Here is an 18378-nt window from a genome sequence, read left to right as displayed (position 1 = left end):
AGCGTTCAGACGCCCGCGAGGGCTTCTGAGCGCTCCCGCGTACGGATGGCGCGGTTCACCCCCGACACGATCGCCTTGAGCGATGCGGTCGAGATGTCTGAGTCGATGCCGACGCCCCACAGGCGTTCGCCGTCGACCTGGAGTTCGATGTAGGCGGCCGCCTGGGCGTCGCCGCCGGCGCTGAGCGCGTGCTCGACGTAGTCGTACAGCGTCACCTCGAAGCCCTGCGCGCGCACGATCTCGAGGAACGCCGCGACCGGGCCGTTGCCGCGGCCCGACGCCTCATGCCGCTCGTCGCCGTCGCGCAGCGTGATGTCGAGCGCGACATCGCCCGACAGGTCGCTGCGGGTGCTGGTGGCCAGCAGCTCGAAGCGGCCCCAGCGCTCGTCGGCGACCTCCGAGGGCAGGTACTCGTCGGTGAAGATCTTCCAGATCTGGTCGCTCGTGATCTCGCCGCCCTCGGCGTCGGTCTTCGCCTGCACGACGCCGGAGAAGTCGATCTGCAGCTTGCGCGGCAGGTCGAGCGAGTGGTCGGTCTTCAGCAGGTAGGCGACGCCGCCCTTGCCGGACTGCGAGTTGACGCGGATGACGGCCTCGTACGAGCGGCCCAGGTCCTTCGGGTCGATCGGCAGGTACGGCACGGCCCATTCGATCTCGTCGACGGTGACGCCGGCCTCGGCCGCGCGCGCCTCCATCGCCTCGAAACCCTTCTTGATGGCGTCCTGGTGCGAGCCGCTGAACGCGGTGAACACCAGGTCGCCGGCCCACGGGCTGCGCTCGTGGACAGGCAGCTGGTTGCAGTACTCGACGGTGCGCTTGACCTGGTCGACGTCGCTGAAGTCGATCTGCGGGTCGATGCCCTGGGTCAGCAGGTTGATGCCGAGCGCCACCAGGTCGACGTTGCCCGTCCGCTCGCCATTGCCGAACAGACACCCTTCGATGCGGTCCGCGCCGGCCATGTAGCCGAGCTCGGCCGCGGCGATCGCGGTGCCGCGGTCGTTGTGCGGGTGCAGCGACAGGATGACGTTCTCGCGGTGGGCCAGACGACGGCTCATCCACTCGATCGAGTCGGCGTACACGTTCGGTGTGGCCATCTCGACCGTCGCAGGCAGGTTGATGATGACCTTGCGCTCCGGCGTCGGCTCGAAGATCTCGATCACCTGATTGCAGACGTCCAGCGCGAACTCGAGCTCCGTACCGGTGTAGCTCTCGGGCGAGTACTCGTAGAAAACCTTGGTCTCGGGGATGCGCTTCTCGAACTCGCGGCACAGTCGCGCGCCCTCGAGGGCGATGTCGATGATGCCCTGCTCGTCGGTGCGGAAGACGACCTCGCGCTGCAGCACGCTGGTCGAGTTGTACAGGTGGACGATCGCCTGCTTCGCGCCCGCGATCGACTCGTACGTGCGCTCGATGAGGTGCTCGCGCGCCTGCGTCAGCACCTGGATCGTGACGTCGTCGGGGATCAGGTCCTCTTCGATCAGCTGGCGCACGAAGTCGAAGTCCGTCTGGCTCGCCGACGGGAACCCGACCTCGATCTCCTTGTAGCCCATCTGCACGAGCAGGTCGAACATGATGCGCTTGCGCTCGGGGCTCATCGGGTCGATGAGCGCCTGGTTGCCGTCCCGCAGGTCGACGGCGCACCAGCGCGGTGCGGTCGTGATCCGCTGGTCGGGCCACGTGCGGTCGGGCAGATCCACCCGGATCTGCTCGTGGAACGGCCGGTACTTGTGGATCGGCATGCCCGAAGGCTTCTGGGTGTTCTCCATGATTTCGTCGCTTCTCTTGTCGGCGGCGCCCGAGGGGCGGTCAATGCCTGATGGTGCGGGCCAACAAGAAGCTCCGCGACGAGGAAGGCCCTAGAACGAGGTCTCGTCGCGGCGGCTAAGAAGGAGGAGCCCGCCGAAGCGCATGCAGCCAGGCTACACCCGCGATCGCCACGAGCGCGAACCGGATGGCGCGGGATGCCGTGCTCCGAGGCTGTGAGACGATCCGCGCCGCGCCGACACCAGCACAGTATGAGACGTCTTCGTCGACCGCTCGGCATCGTCGCCGCCGGTGCCCTCGTCCTGCTCGCCGTGACCGCGTGCGCCACCTCGACCCCCGGTTCGGACGCCCCGCGCGCCTCGCTCGGGGCGGTCACACCGGTGCCGCCCGACGGAGAGGTGACCGCCACGGGGACCGTCCTCGACCTCGGCGGCGACGTCCGGCTGTGCCTCGGCCCGGTCGCCGAGTCGTATCCGCCCCAGTGCTCCGGCATCCCGCTCGAAGGGTGGTCGTGGGACGGTGTCGACGGCGCCGAGACCTCCGGCGACACCACCTGGGGCGCGTATGCCGTTCGCGGTACGTACGACGGCGAGTCGTTCACCGCGACACAGCCGCCCATCCTGCTCGCGCTGTACGACCCGATCCCCCTGCCGGACCCGACCGAAGGCCGGCCCGGAACGGGCGACGACGCGACGCTCGAGGGCATCCAGGCGGAGCTCCCCGACCGGCTCGGCGACTCCTACCTGGCGTCCACGCCGCAGGACGGGTGGCTCTGGGTGGACGTCGTGTGGGACGACGGCACATGGCAGGACGCCGCGGCCGCGGAGTACGGCTCCGACCTCGTGGTCATCCGCTCCGCGATCCGTGACATGGACGGCTGAGCGCCTAGAAGCCGAGGCGGCCGAGCTGCTTGGGGTCGCGCTGCCACTCCTTTGCGACGCGCACGTGGAGCTTCAGGAACACCTTCGTGCCCAGCAGCGGCTCGATCTGCGCGCGGGCCCGCGTCCCGACATCCCGAAGACGCGAACCCTTGTGCCCGATGATGATCGCCTTCTGGCTGTCGCGCTCGACGACGATGTTCGCATAGACGTCGGTGAGCCCGCCGTCCTCCCGTTCCGCGATGTCCTCGATCGTGACCGCGATCGAGTGCGGGAGCTCGTCGCGCACGCCTTCGAGCGCGGCTTCGCGGATGATCTCGGCGATCCGGTCCTCGGTCGACTCGTCGGTCACGACATCGTCCGGATAGAGCGCAGGACCCACGGGCATGAGCGCGAGCAGTTCGTCGCTCAGCACGTCCAGCTGCTCGCGGGTGAACGCGGAGAGCGGGATCACGGCGGCCCAGTCCTCGCGCAGGCTGTCGACCTCCATGAGCCGCTCGGTGATCTGGTCGCGCGATGCCGCGTCGGTCTTGGTGACGATCGCGACCTTCTTCGCGCGACCGTAGCCGTTCAGCGACTCCGCGATGCGACGATCGCCCGGACCCACCTTCTCGGTCGCGGGGACGCAGAACCCGATGACGTCGACGTCGCCCAGCACCTGCTCGACGAGGTCGTTGAGGCGCTGACCCAGCAACGTGCGCGGCTTGTGGAGCCCCGGAGTGTCGACGATGACGAGCTGACCCCCGGGACGGTTCAGGATGCCGCGGATCGCGCGTCGCGTCGTCTGGGGCTTGTCGCTGGTGATGGCGACCTTCTCGCCGACGAGCGCGTTCGTGAGCGTCGACTTGCCGACGTTGGGGCGGCCGACGAAGGTGACGAAGCCGGAACGCCCCTCGGCGGACTCGGCGGCGATGTCGGACCCTTCTGCAGGCTCAGGGACCGGGGTGGTCGGGGACTCGCTCACGGCGTCTCCTCCTTCTTCGGCAGCCGGATCTCTCCGGTCCGCGGGGTCACGATGCGGATCTCTCCCGTCCGCGGGGAACGGCCGATGTCGGCCGTGGCGGCGCCGCGCTCGACGAACACCGTCGAGATGCCGCGGCCTCGGCCGCGCGAAGCGCCGCCGGTCATGACGAGGCCCGCGTACTCCGCGGTCGCGCCGGGCTGCGGCACGCGGCCGAGCGCCTTTCCGAGCAGCCCGCCGATCGAGTCGACGTCCTCGTCCTCCAGCTCCAGGCCGAACAGGTCGCCGACCTCGTCGAGCCCCAGCCGCGCGCTCACGCGATAGTGGCCCGGTTCGAGCTCGGTGACCTCCTCGCCGCGGGGGTCGTACTCGTCCGAGATGTCGCCGACGAGCTCCTCGATGAGGTCCTCCAGGGTCACGAGACCCGACACGCCGCCGTACTCGTCGACGACGAGGCAGACGTGCACGGCGTCGCGCTTCATCTGCTGCAGGAGCGTCTCGGCCTTCATCGACTCGGGGACGAACACGGCCGGCCGGGCGATGCGCGAGATCGGGGCATCCCGCCAGCCGGACTCGTCGCGGAACCCGAACTGCACGAGGTCCTTGAGGTAGAGCACGCCCACCACGTCGTCGGCGTCGTCGTCGACGATCGGCACGCGCGACACCCCCTTCTCTAGGAAGATCGTCATCGCCTCACGCGTCGAGGTCGAGGCATCCACCGTCACCATGTCGGTGCGCGGCACCATGACAGCGCGCACGAACGTGTCGGTGAAGTCGAAGACGGAGTGGATCAGCTCGCGGTCGTCCTGCTCGATGAGCTCGTTCTCGGCCGCCTCGTCGATGATGCTGAGCAGCTGCTCCTCGGACGCGAAGGACGAGCCGCGCGACGCGCCCGGCGTGATGCGCGTCCCGAGCGCCACGAGGCCGTGGGCGAGCGGGCCGAGGATGATGCGGACGCCGCGGATCACCGGCGCCGCGCTGCGAAGCAGCCCCTTGGCGTGCAGGCGCCCGACGGTGCGGGGACTCGCACCGACGACGACGTACGACACGCCCGTCATCAGCACGGCCGCGGCGAGCATGGCCCACCAGATGTTGGAGAACAGCAGCGTGAACGCCACCGTCACGAGCACGGCGGCCGTCGTCTCGGCGAGGACACGGATGAAGAGCACCGCGTTGCTGTGCGCCTCGGGGTCGGCGGCGATCCGCTGCAGAGCCTTGGCGTTGCGGCCGGAAGAGCCGAGCTCTGCGAGGTCGGCGCGCGAGGTGACGCCCAGCGCCGCGTCGATCGCGACCATGAGGGCGCCGAACGCCAGCAGCAGCGCCGCGGCGACGAGGAGGAGGGCAGCGGTCATGCGCGGGGTCGTCGGCGTTCGGACGCCTGGAACGACGCGATGAGCTCGCGCTGCAGGCCGAACATCTCGCGCTCCTCCTCGGGCTCGGCGTGATCGAAGCCGAGGAGGTGCAGCAGCCCGTGCGTGGTCAGCAGGATGAGCTCGTCGAGCGTCGAGTGCCTCGCCGCGACCGCCTGGGTCTCGGCGACCTGCGGGCACAGCACGATGTCGCCGAGGAGTCCCGCCGGCGTCGGCATGTCCTCGGTGCCGGGGCGCAGCTCGTCCATGGGGAAGCTGAGCACGTCGGTCGGACCGGGCTCGTCCATCCACTGCACGTGGAGCGCCTCCATGGCGCCCTCGTCCACGAGCAGGATCGCCACGTCGGCGTCCGCGCTCACGTGCAGCTCGGCCAGGTTGTGCTCCATGAGACGCAGCAGCACCGCCTCGTCGACGGCGATCCCCGACTCGTTGCCGATCTCGATGGTCATGAGCGTCCTCGCTTCGGAAGGTGATCACGGGGGCCGCCGGAGCGCGGCATCCCTGCGCGCCGCTCGGCGCGGTTGGCGAACTCGGATGCCTCGTCCCGTTCACGACGGGCGGCCAGCCGCAGCTCGTCGTACTCGCTGTACGCGTCGACGATGCGGCCGACCAGGTTGTGGCGCACGACGTCGTCGCTCGTGAGGTAGGAGAAGTGGATGTCGTCGATGTCGTGCAGGACGCGGGTCACGAGCCGCAGTCCGGAGGCGCCCTGAGGCAGGTCGACCTGCGTGATGTCGCCGGTCACGACCATGCGCGTGCCGAAGCCCAGTCGTGTGAGGAACATCTTCATCTGCTCGGGCGTGGTGTTCTGCGCCTCGTCGAGCACGACGAACGAGTTGTTGAGGGTGCGGCCGCGCATGTAGGCGAGCGGCGCGACCTCGATCGTGCCCGTCGCCATGAGCTTGGGCACGATCTCGGGGTCCATCATCTCGTTGAGCGCGTCGTACAGCGGACGCAGGTACGGGTCGATCTTGTCGGTGAGCGTGCCGGGCAGGAACCCGAGCCGCTCCCCCGCCTCGACCGCAGGACGCGTCAGGATGATGCGGTCGACCTCCTTGCGCTGGAGGGCCTGCACGGCCTTCGCCATCGCCAGGTACGTCTTGCCCGTGCCCGCCGGGCCGATGCCGAAGACGATGGTGTGCTCTTCGATCGCGTCGACGTACGCCTTCTGCCCGAGGGTCTTCGGGCGGATCACGCGTCCGCGCGACGACAGGATCGCCTCGCCGAGCACCTCCGACGGCCGTGGGCCGCCGTCGGGCGAGCTGCGGAGGATCCGGTTGGACGAGGTCACGTCCGACTCGCCGAGCGCGTGGCCGGCCTTGGTCATCGCGAGGAGCTCGTCGACGAGGGATCGGGCCGCGGCGACGGCGTCGGCATCCCCGGTCAGCGTGATCTCGTTGCCGCGCACGTGGACGTCGACGCCCGGGTGCTCCTTCTCGACGACGCGCAGCAGCCGGTCCTGCGGGCCGAGCAGCTGCACCATGGCGACGCCATCCGCGTAGACCCGGTCGGTGACGGCGTTCTCAGAGGGGTGTTCAGGCACCGAGGCTCTTCTCATCGAGTCCGCCTGCCAGGACGTGCGCATGCACGTGGAAGACGGTCTGGCCCGCGTCGGGGCCGGTGTTGAATACGAGGCGGAAGTCGCCGTCCGACAGTTGGGCGGCGACGGTGTTGGCCAGCCCCACGACTTCGGCCATGAGGACCGGGTCCGCGGCGGCGAGCTCCACGACGTTGCGGTACTCCTGCGTGCGGGGGAAGACCACGACATGCACGGGGGCCTTGGGAGCGATGTCCTTGATCGCCACCGCGTTCTCGGTCTCGCCGACCACGTCGGCGGGGATCTCGCCGTTCAGGATGCGGGTGAAGATCGAGGGTTCGCTCATGTCGGCAAGTCTACCGACGCGCCCCTCCGTCGGGCCCGGCGCCCGGTCGGTCGACCCGCCCGACGTTCACCAGCGTCCGAGCCGCGTGCTCACGACGGCGAGGGCGGCCGGGCCCGCGGTCGAGGTGCGCAGCACGGTGTCGCCCAGGCGCACCAGCCGTGCACCGCCGGCGACGAAGGCCTCCAGCTCGTCCGCAGCGATCCCGCCCTCGGGACCCACGACGAGCACGATGTCGCGCGCATCGGCGGCGTCGAGCTCGAGCGTGCTGAGCGCGTCCGCGGCGGTCGGCTCCAGGACGAGGACGAGGGATGCCGCGGCCCGCTGCACGAGCGCACGCGTGGTGGTGAGCTCCGAGATCTCGGGCAGCCACGCGCGATGCGCCTGCTTGGCCGCCTCGCGGGCGATCGTCGCCCAGCGCGCCCGGCCCTTGGCGGCCTTGGCCGCATCCCACCGGGACACGCTGCGCGACGCCTGCCACGGCACGATCTCGTCGACGCCGAGCTCGGTCGCAGCCTGCACCGCGAGTTCGTCGCGGTCGCCCTTGGCGAGCGCCTGCACCAGCACGACGCGCGGGCTCGGGGCGGCGGCATCCACTCGCCTTTCGACGCGGACGATGACCTCGCGCGGCGCGACGGACTCGACACGGCCGGTCAGCCGGGCACCCCGGCCGTCGCCGAGGGTCACCTCCTCGCCGACGCGGACACGGCGCACCGTCGCTGCGTGGTGCGCCTCTGCTCCGGTGAGGGTCACGGCGTCGCCGGGGCCCGCCGCTGCCGGTTCGTCCAGGAGGAAGTGCAGGGCCACGGGTCAGCCGTTCCGGAACCGGTCGCGCAGCTTGGAGAACAGGCCCTGATGGAACTCGGCGAGCTTCGGGGCCGGGGCCTTCGTGCGCTTGGCGAAGTCCTCGATGAGGGCGCGCTCCTTGTGGTCGAGGCGCGTCGGGGTCACGACGTGCACGCCCACCTTGAGGTCGCCGCGCTGCGAGCCGCGCAGCGGTGTGATGCCGCGGCCCTTGATCGTCAGGATGTCGCCGCCCTGGACTCCGGGGCGCACCTCCAGCTCGACAGGGCCGTCGAGCGACTCGATCGTGGTGGTGGTGCCGAGGATCGCATCGGGCATCGAGACCTCGAGGGTCGCCAGCAGGTCGTCGCCGTCGCGGCTGAAGACCTCGTGCGGCGTGACGGTAACCTCGATGTAGAGGTCGCCGTTGGGGCCGCCGGCGGGACCGACCTCGCCGGAGCCCGGCAGCTGCAGGCGCAGCCCGGTCTCGACGCCCGCCGGGATGTCGAGCGACACCGTGCGGCGCGAGCGCACGCGACCCTGACCCTGGCACGTGGCGCAGGGGTACGGGATCGTCGTGCCGTAGCCCTGGCACACGTTGCAGGGCTGGGTGGTGACGACATTGCCGAGGAGGCTGCGGACCTGGCGCTGCACGTGACCGGTGCCGTGGCAGATGTCGCACGTGACCGGCGTCGTGCCGGGCTGACAGCACGAGCCCTCGCACGTCTCGCACGTCACGGCCGTGTCGACCTCGATGTCGCGGTGCACGCCGAACACCACGTCGCCGAGCTCGAGCGTCACGCGCACGAGCGCGTCCTGACCGCGCTCGCGGCGCGAGCGCGGTCGTCCGCCGCGCGCGCCACCGGTGGCGCCGAAGAAGGTCTCGAAGATGTCGCCGAATCCGCCGAAGCCGCCCGCGCCGCCACCGAACGGCGAGTCGCCGCCGCCCATGTCGTACCGCGCCCGCTGGTCGGGGTCGCTCAGGACGTCGTAGGCGTGCGTCACGAGCTTGAACCGCTCGGATGCCTCCTCTCCGGGGTTCACGTCCGGGTGGAGCTGGCGCGCGAGTCGCCGGTACGCCTTCTTGATCTCGTCGGGGGTGGCGTCGCGTGAGACGCCGAGGACCTCGTAGTGGTCAGCCACTTTCGCCTTCCTGCCGCGGCCGCGCCGCGGAAATCGTGTGCGCGTCCGCGTCAGCGGGAACTGTCGTCCTGCTCGAGCATGCGCGTGAGATAGCGCGCGACGGCACGGACCGCCGCGAGATTCGTGGGATAGTCCATGCGCGTGGGACCGAGCACGCCGACGCGGGCACGGGAGCCCGTCGCGTCGTAGTCGCTCGTCACGACTGACGCCTCGGCCAGGCCGAACGGCTCGTTCTCGCGACCGATGCTGGCGGCGAGGCCATGCTCGTCGGCGACCATCTCGCCCATCAGACGCAGCAGCGTCACCTGCTCCTCGATGGCCTCCAGCAGCGGGTAGATGCTGCCGCGGAAGTCCGCCTCGCGCCGCGCGAGGTTGGCACTCCCGGCCATCACCAGCTTGTCCTGCCGGAACTCCTCGAGCTCCTCCGCGACGGCCCGGACGATCTCATCGGTCGCGCGCACGTGGGCGGGAGCCTGCGCCGACGGCGCGGCCAGCCGGTCGGCGATCCGCTGCAGTCCATCGCGGACCGGGCGGCCGACCAGGAGCGTGCCGAGCTCGGCGCGGATGCGGGCGAGGTCTGGATCGTCGAACTCGTCGCCCACGAACGTCAGCCGCTGCGAGACGCGTCCGGTGTCGGTGACGACGATCACGAGCATGCGTCCGCCGCCGAGCTGCACGAGCTCGACGTGCGTCACGTTCGCGCGCGCGAAGGACGGGTACTGCACGATCGCGACCTGGCCGGTCAGCTGCGTGAGCGCCCGCACCGTGCGCACGAGCACGTCGTCGAGGTCGCCGGAGCCGTCGAGGAACGACGCGATCGCGGCCCGCTGCCCGCTGCTGAGCGGGCGCAGCTCGGCGAGGTGGTCGACGAAGACGCGATACCCCTTGTCGGTGGGCACGCGGCCGGAAGACGTGTGCGGGGCGACGATGAGATCCTCGTCCTCCAGCAGCGCCATGTCGTTGCGGATGGTCGCGGCCGACACGCCGAAGGCGTGGCGCTCGACGATGGCCTTGCTGCCGACGGGCTCGCGCGTGTCGACGTAGTCCTGGACGATCGCCCGCAGCACCTGCAGACCTCGTTCGCTGACCATCCCGCCTCCTCGCCTCGCCGTGGACGCCGTGCGCTTCTGGCACTCACATGTCTGGAGTGCCAATTCTATCCGATCGGCATCGCGTGATCGCCGAGCGCACGGCGCGAGTCGAGGACCCGGTGTCAGTCGGTGAGGGCTCGCACGACGGCATCCGCCAGCAGCCGGCCTCGGCGGGTCAGCACGATGCGCCCACGGAGGGCGTCCGCGCCCTCGATCAGCCCGTCCGCGATGAGCGCCGCGACGGCGTGGCGGCCCTCGCCGAGAAGCTCCGAGACGTCGAGGCCCTCCCGGATCCGGGTGCGCAGCAGCACGCCCTCCAGAGCTCGGGCGGAGGCATCCGGGATCTCGCGTCCGGCGCCGGGCGACTCCCCCGCCGCCAGCCGCTGAGCGTACGCGGCCGGATGCTTGACGTTCCAGAAGCGCACGCCGGCGATGTGGCTGTGCGCGCCCGGGCCGAAGCCCCACCAATCGGCACCCGTCCAGTAGGCGAGATTGTGCCGCGAGCGGTGCTCGACACCGCGCGACCAGTTCGACACCTCGTACCAGTCGTACCCCGCGGCGGCGAGCAGATCGTCGGCGAGCTCGTACATGTCGGCCTGCAGGTCGTCGTCCGGTGCGGGCACCTCGCCGCGGCGGATCTGTCGCGCGAGCTTCGTGCCGTCCTCGATGATGAGGGCGTACGCCGAGATGTGGTCGGGCTCCAGCGCCGCCGCGGCCTCCAGCGACGCGCGCCAGTCCTCGAGCGATTCGCCCGGTGCGCCGTAGATCAGGTCGACACTGACGTCGAGCCCCGCCTCACGCGCCGCGGCGACCGCGGTGCGCACGTTGTCGGGGTCGTGCGTGCGATCAAGCGCGGCGAGGACATGCGGCACGGCGGACTGCATGCCGATCGACAGCCGCGTGACTCCGGCGGCCGCGAGCTCGTGCGCGACGGCCGGCGACACGGTGTCGGGATTCGCCTCGACGGTCACCTCGGCGCCGTCGGCGAGACCGAACGCGCCGCGCACGCCGTCGAGCATGCGCGCGAGGTCGCCCGGGGGCAGCAGGGTGGGCGTGCCGCCGCCGAAGAACACCGTCGACGCGGGGCGCAGGCCGCCCGCCGCGCCGAGCACCGACCTCGAGAGCTCCACCTCGCGCAGCAGCGTGTCGGCGTACTGGTCCTGGCGCGCTCCGCGCAGCTCCGAGGACGTGTAGGTGTTGAAGTCGCAGTAGCCGCACCGCACCCGGCAGAACGGCACGTGGAGGTACACGCCGAACGGTGCGGCGGGATCGACGTGGATGCCGTCGGGCAGGGCTCCGTCCGTCGGCATCGGGTCACCCAAGGGCAGCGCCGAGCCCATCAGCGTCTCGCGTTCACGCGGGCGTCGAGTACAGCGGCGAGATCGCGCGCAGGTAGCGCGTGAACAGCTCGCGACGCCGCCGCTTCGTCAAGGCCGGCAGCACTTTGTACAGGAAGGCGTGCGGCGCGTCGAACGCACGCACGGTGAACCACACCTCGTCGTTGTCGTACCACTCGAGCATGAACGACTCCTCGCCGCTCACGACGGAGTCGCTCACGGTGCCGAGGGCGAAGCCGACGCGTCGGGGCTCCTCGACGGCGAAGATGACGCGCAGCTCGGCGTCGGCCTTGAGCCCCCTCACACGGCCGTCGAGCCGCACGGTCGCACCGGCGCCCACGTACGGTGTGCCGTCGGCGTCGAACCGCTGCTCGGCCTCGGACCGACTCGGCGCGATCGGGTTGCCCTCGGCATCGAAGCTCACGCCGGAGTACGCAGGACCCGACGCCGGCCGCACGTCCTTGACCTCGAGGCCGGCACCGCGCTGGGCGGTCCACGACATCAGGGCCTCGGAGGCGGCGCGGAAGCGGGTCTCGCCGCTGCCGATGCGCCACGACTCCTCCGCCGGGATGCTGCGCTCCGGCGGATACTGCATCAGATCCGGCGCCTGCGTCGCCCCGACGGCGGCGTAGTCGACGGTGTCGTCACGGAATGTTCCTCGACGCATATGAACCAGCCTACTTGGCGCCCTTGCCCTCGACGTCGCCCGACAGTGCGGCGATGAACGCCTCCTGGGGCACCTCCACACGACCGACCATCTTCATGCGCTTCTTGCCCTCCTTCTGCTTCTCCAGCAGCTTGCGCTTGCGGGTGATGTCACCGCCGTAGCACTTGGCGAGCACGTCCTTGCGCATGGCTCGGATGTTCTCGCGGGCGATGATGCGGGCACCGATCGCCGCCTGGATGGGCACTTCGAACTGCTGACGCGGGATGAGCTTGCGCAGGCGCTCGGTCATCATCGTGCCGTAGGCGTACGCCTTCTCGCGGTGCACGATCGAGCTGAACGCGTCGACCTTGTCGCCCTGCAGCAGGATGTCGACCTTCACGAGATCCGACTCCTGGCTGCCGGCGGGCTCGTAGTCCAGGCTCGCGTAGCCCTGCGTGCGCGACTTCAGCTGGTCGAAGAAGTCGAAGACGATCTCGCCGAGCGGCATGTTGTAGCGCAGCTCGACGCGCTCCTCGCTGAAGTACTCCATGCCGAGGAGGCTGCCGCGGCGCGACTGGCACAGCTCCATCACCGTGCCGACGTAGTCCTTCGGCAGCAGGATCGCGGCCTTCACCATGGGCTCCGACACCGAGGCCACGCGGCCGTCGGGGTACTCGCTCGGGTTCGTCACCGTGACGTGCTCACCCGTGTCGGTCGTGACCTCGTAGATCACCGACGGCGCCGTGGTGATGAGGTCGAGGTCGAACTCGCGCGACAGGCGCTCGGTGATGATCTCGAGGTGCAGCAGGCCCAGGAACCCGCAGCGGAAGCCGAATCCGAGCGCGACGGACGTCTCGGGCTCGTACTGCAGCGATGCGTCCGACAGCTTGAGCTTGTCGAGCGCTTCGCGCAGGTCGCCGTAGTCGCTGCCGTCGATCGGGTAGATGCCCGAGAAGACCATCGGCTTGGGATCCGTGTAGCCGGCGAGCGACTCTGCCGCGGGCTTGCGGGCGTTCGTGATCGTGTCGCCGACCTTGGACTGGCGGACGTCCTTCACACCCGTGATGAGGTAGCCGACCTCGCCCACGCCGAGCCCCTTGGTGGGGATCGGCTCGGGGCTCGACACGCCGATCTCCAGCAGGTCGTGCGTGGCCTTCGTCGACATCATCTGGATGCGCTCGCGCGGCTCCAGCTTGCCGTCGACCATGCGGACGTAGGTCACCACACCCCGGTATGAGTCGTACACCGAGTCGAAGATCATGGCCCGGGCCGGGGCATCCGCGTTCCCCTTCGGAGCGGGGATCTGCTCGACGATGCGGTCGAGCAGGTCCTCGACGCCCATGCCGGTCTTGCCCGAGACGCGGAGAACGTCGTCAGGCGAGCCGCCGATGAGGTTGGCGAGCTCGGCGGCGAACTTCTCGGGGTCCGCGGCCGGCAGGTCGATCTTGTTGAGGACGGGGATGATGTGCAGGTCGTTCTCGAGCGCGAGGTACAGGTTCGCGAGGGTCTGCGCCTCGATGCCCTGGGCCGCGTCGACGAGCAGGATCGCGCCCTCGCACGCGGCGAGCGAGCGGCTGACCTCGTAGGTGAAGTCGACGTGGCCGGGCGTGTCGATCATGTTCAGCGCGAAGGTGCCTTCGGCGGTCGCCCACGGCATGCGGACCGCCTGCGACTTGATCGTGATGCCGCGCTCGCGCTCGATGTCCATTCGGTCCAGGTACTGGGCGCGCATGTCGCGATCGGAGACCACACCGGTGATCTGCAGCATGCGGTCGGCCAGCGTGGACTTGCCGTGGTCGATGTGGGCGATGATGCAGAAATTGCGGATCAGCTCAGGAGGGGTCGCAGACGGCTCGAGAGACTTCAGGGCGCGGGGTGACATGTCCAGACGATTCTACGGGTGCCGGATGCCGGGACCCTGCGAACGGGGTGACTAGCCTGGCTGCATGGGGGTTCAGGTCGTGCTCGTGCACGGCATCCGGACGTCCGCGACCATGTGGCGGGCGCAGCAGGAGTACCTCCGCGCACGCGGCAACCCCGTGGTCGCCGTCGATCTGCCCGGCCACGGCACGCGCATGGCCGAGACGTTCACGCTGGATGCCGCGTTCGCGACGATCGACGACGCCGTGCGGGATGCCGCCACCCGCGGCCCCGTCCTGCTCGTCGGGCACTCCATGGGCGGGCTGCTGTCGATCGACTACGTGGGCCGCGAGGATCGCCCTCCTGTGGATGCGTTCATCGCCGCGTCCTGTACCGCCATCCCGCGCGGCGTGGGGCTCGCGACCTACCGGGTGCTCGCCCGCGGGTTCGACTCGCTGCCCGACCGCGGCATGTGGCTGACGAACCGGGTGCTCGACCGCACGCTCCCGCTCGAGACGCGTGCCGACTTCGGCGCCGGCGGCTACGCCTTCGACGCCCAGGACACCGCGCTGCGCAGCCTGTCGGTGCTCGACCTGCTGGCGGCGCTCCGGCGGATCGACGTGCCCCTGTGGTTCATCAACGGACAGTTCGATCAGCTCCGCGCCAATGAGCAGCTGTTCCTGCGCATCGCGACGGATGCCGAGCTCATCGTCGTGCCGCGCACCAGCCACCTCGTGACAGCGATGCGGCCACGCGTCTTCAACGCGCTTCTCGAGCTGGCGATCACGACGCTCGAACAGACCTGATAGAATCCTTGTTTGGCTTGCGTGTGGGTTCGTCCCTCACGACCGCCGCGAGGCGCCCTCTCTCGCCGAACGGCACAATCAATCCGATTCACCTCCGAACGAAAGAACCGTCGACACGTGGCGAACATCAAGTCGCAGATCAAGCGCAACAAGACCAACGAGAAGGCCCGCGAGCGCAACAAGGCCGTCAAGAGCGAGCTGAAGACCGAGGTGCGCCGCACCCGCGAGGCCATCGCCTCGGGCGACAAGGCCACCGCCGAGAAGGCGCTGAAGACCGCGTCGAAGAAGCTCGACAAGGCCGTCAGCAAGGGCGTCATCCACCAGAACCAGGCTGCGAACCGCAAGTCGGCCATCGCGAAGCAGGTCGCGGCGCTCTGACGCACCGCCCGCTCACACGAGCTTGAAAAGGCCCGTCCCGCAAGGGGCGGGCCTTTCGCATGCGGCGGAAGGGCGGGGATCAGGAGCCGTACGGAGCGCGCGTCGCGATGACGGTGATCATCCGCTCCAGGGCGAACACGGCGTCGCGCGAGCCGCCCTTGACCTCGGCATCCGCCCGCGCCGTCGCCTGGATCGCGCGACCGAGGCTCTCTTCGTTCCAGCCCACCAGGTCGCGACGGGCGCGGTCGATCTGCCAATCCTTCATGCCCAGGCGTGCGGCGAGCGCCGACGACGACTCGCGCGTGCCCGCGACGCGGGCCATCGACCGGAGCTTCATGGCCACCGCGGCCACCAGCGGCACCGGATCGGCGCCCGATGCGAGTGCGTGACGCAGAGCGATGAGCGCCTCTCCGTAGCGCCCCGCGATCGCGGTGTCGGCGACCGTGAACGCGGAGGTCTCGACGCGTCCGCCGTAATAGCGCTCCACGACCTGCTCCGTGATGTCACCGGGGACATCGGCGATCAGCTGCTGGCACGCGGCGGCCAGCTCGGTGAGGTCATCAGTGAAGGCCGACACGAGAGCGCGCAGTGCGGGAGGCGCGATGCGCTTCTTCGCAGCCTGGAACTCGCCTGCCGCGAAGTCGAAGCGATCCGAGTCGCGTTTGATGGCGGGGCACGCGATCTCGACGCCGGAGCCTTCGCCTGCCCGGATCGCGTCCAGCAGCTTCTTGCCGCGCACGCTCGCGCCGGTGTGCCGCAGCACGACGGTCGCACCGTCCTGCGGCATGGCGAGGTACGAGACGGCTTCGGCGAGGAACGTGTCGGAGCACTTCTCGACGCCGCTCACGCGCACCAGCCGCGGCTCGCCGAACAGCGACGGCGAGGTGACGGTGAGGAGCGTGCCGGCAGCGTAGTCGTCGGCACGGATGTCGGTGACTTCCAGCGTCGGGTCCTCGGCGCGCAGGTAGTCGCGCACCCCGGCGATCGCCCGTTCGGCACACACCTCTTCGGGGCCCGACACGAGCACGACGGGCGCAGGCTGCGGGGCGCGCCAGGAGAGCTGCGGAATCGCGCTGCGCGGAGCCTTCGAAGCGGGGCGACGCGCAGAGGATGCCATTGCTCCAGCCTACCGACGCCTCCGACATCGCCGCCGCTTCAGCCGCCGCGTTCGCGCCACACGGCGACGCCGCTGCGACCCGTCCACAATGCGACGATGCCGTCCCGGTCGGTGCGGGCGACGACCGCACCGACCCGGTCGAGCACCGCCAGTGTCTCGTCGCGCGGGTGACCGTAGTCGTTGCCGGTGCCCACGGTGATCAGCGCGACCGCGGGTGTGATCGCGGCGTAGAGGGCGGCATCCTGATCCGCGCTGCCGTGGTGGGCGACCTTGACGACGGCGTACGGCGGATCCAGGGCTCCGGATGCCGTCAGCGCCTGCTGCGGCGAGGCCGCGAGATCGCCGAGCAGGAGGATCGGCGGGATCGACCCGCCGCGCACGTCCAGGACCACACTGGAGTCGTTGCCGACGGCGAACGCACGACTGGCGGGTCTCGGCCACAGGACCCGCCACGTCGCCTCCCCGAGCGAGCCCGACATTCCGGCGGACGCTTCGACCGCCTCTGCCCCACTCGTCGTGAGAGCCGCGACGGCGGCGCGGCCGGGTGCGTCGTCGGGGCCGTGGAGGACGGTGCCGACGCGCCCCGTCACCGCTTCCACGCCGCCGATGTGGTCGAGGTCGGAATGCGTGAGGACGAGGAGGTCGATGCGTGACACGCCGACCCGATCCAGGCACGCGCCGAGCGGCGCAGGATCGGGGCCGGTGTCGACGAGGGCGACGACTCCGGCGGAGCGCAGCAGCACCGCGTCGCCCTGCCCCACGTCGCACGCCAGCACGCTCCACTCGCGCGGGATCGTCCAGCCCCCGGCGACCGAGGCGAGCGCCCCGGAGCCCAGAACGCTCCCGGTGAGCACCGCCACGACCACCACCGAGCCGCCGCGCACCAGGCGCCGGCGGCGTCCGCCCCCGCGCGGCAGCACGACGATCGTGGCGATCGCGGCGCCCACCGCACCGAGCGCCACGGCACCCGGCCACCCCTCGAGCCACGGCAGCGCCTCGGCGGGCAGCGCAGACACGGTGTCCGCGACACCCGCGATCCACGATGCAGGAACCCACGCGAGAGCCGCGAGGCCGGATTGCAGCCACGGCAGCGGCAGCGCCAGGCAGGCAATGAGCCCGAGCACTGTCGCGGCAGGCGCGGCCGGCTCGGCGAGCAGGTTTGCCAGCACGCCGTACACCGGGATCGACGGCTCGATGAGCACCAGCAGGGGGCCGCACGCGAGCTGCGCGGCGAGCGGGATGGAGAGGGCGAGGGCGAGCATCCGGGGCATGACGCGCGCGAGCCCGGCGGCGAGCGGTCGCGCGAGCAGCAGCAGCGCGGCCGTGGCCGCGACAGACAGCGCGAAGCCGAGGGATGCCGCCAGCCACGGATCGACGGCGAGCAGGGCTGTCACGGCGAGCGCGAGGATCGCCACGCCGGCGCCCGTGCGGCCCAGCAGCACCGAGAGCATCGCGACGGCTGCCATCGCCGCGGCCCGCACGACGCTCGGCTCCGGCGTGACCAGCACGACGAACCCGACGAGCACTGCCAGGCCGATGCCGACGCGGAGCGCGCGCGAGGCGCCGAGAATGGCGGCCAGCGCGAAGGCGATCCCGACGACCAGTGCACAGTTCGCTCCTGAGACCGCGGTGAGGTGCGAGAGCGAGGATGCCTTCATCGCGGCATCGAGCTCGGGAACGACGACGGACGTGTCGCCGACGGCGAGCCCCGGGACGAGCCCCGCCCCGGGGCCGGGGAGTCCCATGACGGCCCGCACGAGACCAGCGCGCAGCCCCGCCGCGGCGGCCGCCACACCGGAGGGCGCGGCAACGACCTCCACCCCGCGCGACGCCCACACGGTGACGACAGCCCTCTCCCCCGCGCGCGCCGGCTTTGCGGTGCCGTGCGCGATCACCACGGCACCGACCTCCAGCGCGGCCGGCCTGTCGACGTCGTCCGGGGCGACGCGCACCACGACCTCCACGCCGGCGTCGTATACGGCCGGCCCTGTCGTGATCCGCGTCGCACGGGCGTCGAACGCGAGCGTGCCGTCCGCGCGGCGCTCGACCTTGCCCACGACCTCGGCCGTCACCTCCACGGCCCGGCCGCCCGAGAGCGCCTCGGCGGCGACGTGGGTCCGCGCGGGCTGGGCGAGGGCCACGTGCGACGAGACGGCTGCGGCCGCGGCGAGCGCGAGGATCGCCACGAGGGCTGCGGTCGACGGGCGGCGACCGCGCATGCCTCGACGCCGACGGCGGGCGGCGACCACGACGATCGCGGCAGCGACGACGGTCCACAGGCTCACGGCGAGCACCGGCGACCAGGTCGGCAGCATGATCGCCGCACCTGCCGTCGCCCAGGCCGCCGCCGCGACGGGCACGAGT

General features: G+C 70.8%; 17 protein-coding genes. 3 read left to right on the top strand and 14 right to left on the bottom strand.

Annotated elements, in window-relative coordinates; genetic code table 11:
- Nucleotides 1–5 precede the first annotated feature (5 nt).
- Nucleotides 6–1766, bottom strand: a complete 1761-nt coding sequence (gene leuA / locus ACFWJ8_RS02190) for a 2-isopropylmalate synthase (RefSeq protein ID WP_378808350.1) — start codon at nucleotides 1764–1766, stop codon at nucleotides 6–8.
- Between the two features lie 249 nt (nucleotides 1767–2015).
- Between leuA and ACFWJ8_RS02185 the strand changes: the two genes are divergently transcribed.
- Nucleotides 2016–2645 carry a hypothetical protein gene (locus ACFWJ8_RS02185; RefSeq protein WP_378808347.1) on the top strand — a complete coding sequence of 210 codons (630 nt, stop codon included), beginning with the start codon at nucleotides 2016–2018 and terminating at the stop codon, nucleotides 2643–2645.
- Nucleotides 2646–2649: 4 nt separating this feature from the next.
- Here ACFWJ8_RS02185 and era read toward each other — a convergent pair whose 3' ends face one another.
- The 11 genes from era to lepA form a co-directional block, all read right to left on the bottom strand.
- A complete protein-coding gene (gene era / locus ACFWJ8_RS02180) occupies nucleotides 2650–3555 on the bottom strand; it encodes a GTPase Era (RefSeq protein ID WP_378808666.1) in 906 nt (301 codons plus the stop codon).
- A 47-nt stretch (nucleotides 3556–3602) separates the two neighbouring features.
- Complete coding sequence (locus tag ACFWJ8_RS02175) at nucleotides 3603–4955, bottom strand: hemolysin family protein (protein WP_378808344.1); 1353 nt, start codon at nucleotides 4953–4955, stop codon at nucleotides 3603–3605.
- The gene (ybeY, locus tag ACFWJ8_RS02170) at nucleotides 4952–5422 is read right to left on the bottom strand and encodes an rRNA maturation RNase YbeY (RefSeq protein WP_378808342.1); all 471 of its coding nucleotides are present in this window, start codon (nucleotides 5420–5422) and stop codon (nucleotides 4952–4954) included. The genes ACFWJ8_RS02175 and ybeY overlap by 4 nt, the downstream gene beginning before the upstream one ends.
- A complete protein-coding gene (locus tag ACFWJ8_RS02165) occupies nucleotides 5419–6531 on the bottom strand; it encodes a PhoH family protein (RefSeq protein ID WP_378808339.1) in 1113 nt (370 codons plus the stop codon). The genes ybeY and ACFWJ8_RS02165 overlap by 4 nt, the downstream gene beginning before the upstream one ends.
- On the bottom strand, nucleotides 6509–6856 hold the full coding sequence (locus tag ACFWJ8_RS02160) for an HIT domain-containing protein (RefSeq protein ID WP_378808337.1): 348 nt from the start codon (nucleotides 6854–6856) through the stop codon (nucleotides 6509–6511). Before ACFWJ8_RS02160 ends, ACFWJ8_RS02165 begins: the two co-directional genes overlap by 23 nt.
- 66 nt (nucleotides 6857–6922) lie before the next feature.
- Nucleotides 6923–7660 (bottom strand): 16S rRNA (uracil(1498)-N(3))-methyltransferase, encoded by a 738-nt coding sequence (locus ACFWJ8_RS02155; RefSeq protein WP_378808335.1) that lies wholly within the window; start codon nucleotides 7658–7660, stop codon nucleotides 6923–6925.
- Nucleotides 7661–7663: 3 nt separating this feature from the next.
- The gene (gene dnaJ / locus ACFWJ8_RS02150) at nucleotides 7664–8779 is read right to left on the bottom strand and encodes a molecular chaperone DnaJ (protein WP_378808332.1); all 1116 of its coding nucleotides are present in this window, start codon (nucleotides 8777–8779) and stop codon (nucleotides 7664–7666) included.
- Between the two features lie 50 nt (nucleotides 8780–8829).
- Nucleotides 8830–9870, bottom strand: a complete 1041-nt coding sequence (gene hrcA, locus ACFWJ8_RS02145; RefSeq protein ID WP_378808329.1) for a heat-inducible transcriptional repressor HrcA — start codon at nucleotides 9868–9870, stop codon at nucleotides 8830–8832.
- Between the two features lie 122 nt (nucleotides 9871–9992).
- Nucleotides 9993–11210, bottom strand: a complete 1218-nt coding sequence (hemW, locus tag ACFWJ8_RS02140; protein ID WP_378808327.1) for a radical SAM family heme chaperone HemW — start codon at nucleotides 11208–11210, stop codon at nucleotides 9993–9995.
- 13 nt (nucleotides 11211–11223) lie between these two features.
- Nucleotides 11224–11874: a DUF1990 family protein gene (locus ACFWJ8_RS02135; RefSeq protein ID WP_378808324.1), complete on the bottom strand. Its 651-nt coding sequence runs from the start codon at nucleotides 11872–11874 to the stop codon at nucleotides 11224–11226.
- 10 nt (nucleotides 11875–11884) lie between these two features.
- Nucleotides 11885–13735, bottom strand: a complete 1851-nt coding sequence (lepA, locus tag ACFWJ8_RS02130) for a translation elongation factor 4 (RefSeq protein WP_378808322.1) — start codon at nucleotides 13733–13735, stop codon at nucleotides 11885–11887.
- A 64-nt stretch (nucleotides 13736–13799) separates the two neighbouring features.
- Between lepA and ACFWJ8_RS02125 the strand changes: the two genes are divergently transcribed.
- Together ACFWJ8_RS02125 and rpsT are read left to right on the top strand one after the other, a co-directional pair.
- Entirely contained in the window at nucleotides 13800–14519 is a 720-nt protein-coding gene (locus tag ACFWJ8_RS02125; RefSeq protein ID WP_378808320.1) for an alpha/beta fold hydrolase, read from the top strand.
- 117 nt (nucleotides 14520–14636) lie between these two features.
- Nucleotides 14637–14897: a 30S ribosomal protein S20 gene (gene rpsT, locus ACFWJ8_RS02120; RefSeq protein WP_345543335.1), complete on the top strand. Its 261-nt coding sequence runs from the start codon at nucleotides 14637–14639 to the stop codon at nucleotides 14895–14897.
- A gap of 79 nt (nucleotides 14898–14976) precedes the next feature.
- Here the strand turns inward: rpsT and holA are convergent, their stop codons facing one another.
- Both holA and ACFWJ8_RS02110 read right to left on the bottom strand, forming a co-directional pair.
- Nucleotides 14977–16014, bottom strand: a complete 1038-nt coding sequence (holA, locus tag ACFWJ8_RS02115) for a DNA polymerase III subunit delta (RefSeq protein WP_378808317.1) — start codon at nucleotides 16012–16014, stop codon at nucleotides 14977–14979.
- Between the two features lie 38 nt (nucleotides 16015–16052).
- The gene (locus ACFWJ8_RS02110; RefSeq protein WP_378808315.1) at nucleotides 16053–18374 is read right to left on the bottom strand and encodes a ComEC/Rec2 family competence protein; all 2322 of its coding nucleotides are present in this window, start codon (nucleotides 18372–18374) and stop codon (nucleotides 16053–16055) included.
- Between the last annotated feature and the right edge of the window lie 4 nt (nucleotides 18375–18378).

Source organism: Microbacterium sp. NPDC058389 (assembly GCF_042722305.1).
In the GTDB taxonomy this organism is placed as follows: domain Bacteria; phylum Actinomycetota; class Actinomycetes; order Actinomycetales; family Microbacteriaceae; genus Microbacterium.
This window is presented reverse-complemented; position numbering and strand designations above follow the sequence as displayed.

What these genes read in the sequence shown, in the direction of transcription:
- lepA (WP_378808322.1), bottom strand. Translation starts at nt 13,735, where the DNA reads ATGTCACCCCGCGCCCTGAAGTCTCTCGAGCCGTCTGCGACCCCTCCT.
- leuA (WP_378808350.1), bottom strand. Translation starts at nt 1,766, where the DNA reads ATGGAGAACACCCAGAAGCCTTCGGGCATGCCGATCCACAAGTACCGG.
- ACFWJ8_RS02160 (WP_378808337.1), bottom strand. Translation starts at nt 6,856, where the DNA reads ATGAGCGAACCCTCGATCTTCACCCGCATCCTGAACGGCGAGATCCCC.
- hrcA (WP_378808329.1), bottom strand. Translation starts at nt 9,870, where the DNA reads ATGGTCAGCGAACGAGGTCTGCAGGTGCTGCGGGCGATCGTCCAGGAC.
- ybeY (WP_378808342.1), bottom strand. Translation starts at nt 5,422, where the DNA reads ATGACCATCGAGATCGGCAACGAGTCGGGGATCGCCGTCGACGAGGCG.
- hemW (WP_378808327.1), bottom strand. Translation starts at nt 11,210, where the DNA reads ATGGGCTCGGCGCTGCCCTTGGGTGACCCGATGCCGACGGACGGAGCC.
- ACFWJ8_RS02125 (WP_378808320.1), top strand. Translation starts at nt 13,800, where the DNA reads ATGGGGGTTCAGGTCGTGCTCGTGCACGGCATCCGGACGTCCGCGACC.
- ACFWJ8_RS02185 (WP_378808347.1), top strand. Translation starts at nt 2,016, where the DNA reads ATGAGACGTCTTCGTCGACCGCTCGGCATCGTCGCCGCCGGTGCCCTC.
- ACFWJ8_RS02175 (WP_378808344.1), bottom strand. Translation starts at nt 4,955, where the DNA reads ATGACCGCTGCCCTCCTCCTCGTCGCCGCGGCGCTGCTGCTGGCGTTC.
- holA (WP_378808317.1), bottom strand. Translation starts at nt 16,014, where the DNA reads ATGGCATCCTCTGCGCGTCGCCCCGCTTCGAAGGCTCCGCGCAGCGCG.
- ACFWJ8_RS02165 (WP_378808339.1), bottom strand. Translation starts at nt 6,531, where the DNA reads ATGAGAAGAGCCTCGGTGCCTGAACACCCCTCTGAGAACGCCGTCACC.
- ACFWJ8_RS02135 (WP_378808324.1), bottom strand. Translation starts at nt 11,874, where the DNA reads ATGCGTCGAGGAACATTCCGTGACGACACCGTCGACTACGCCGCCGTC.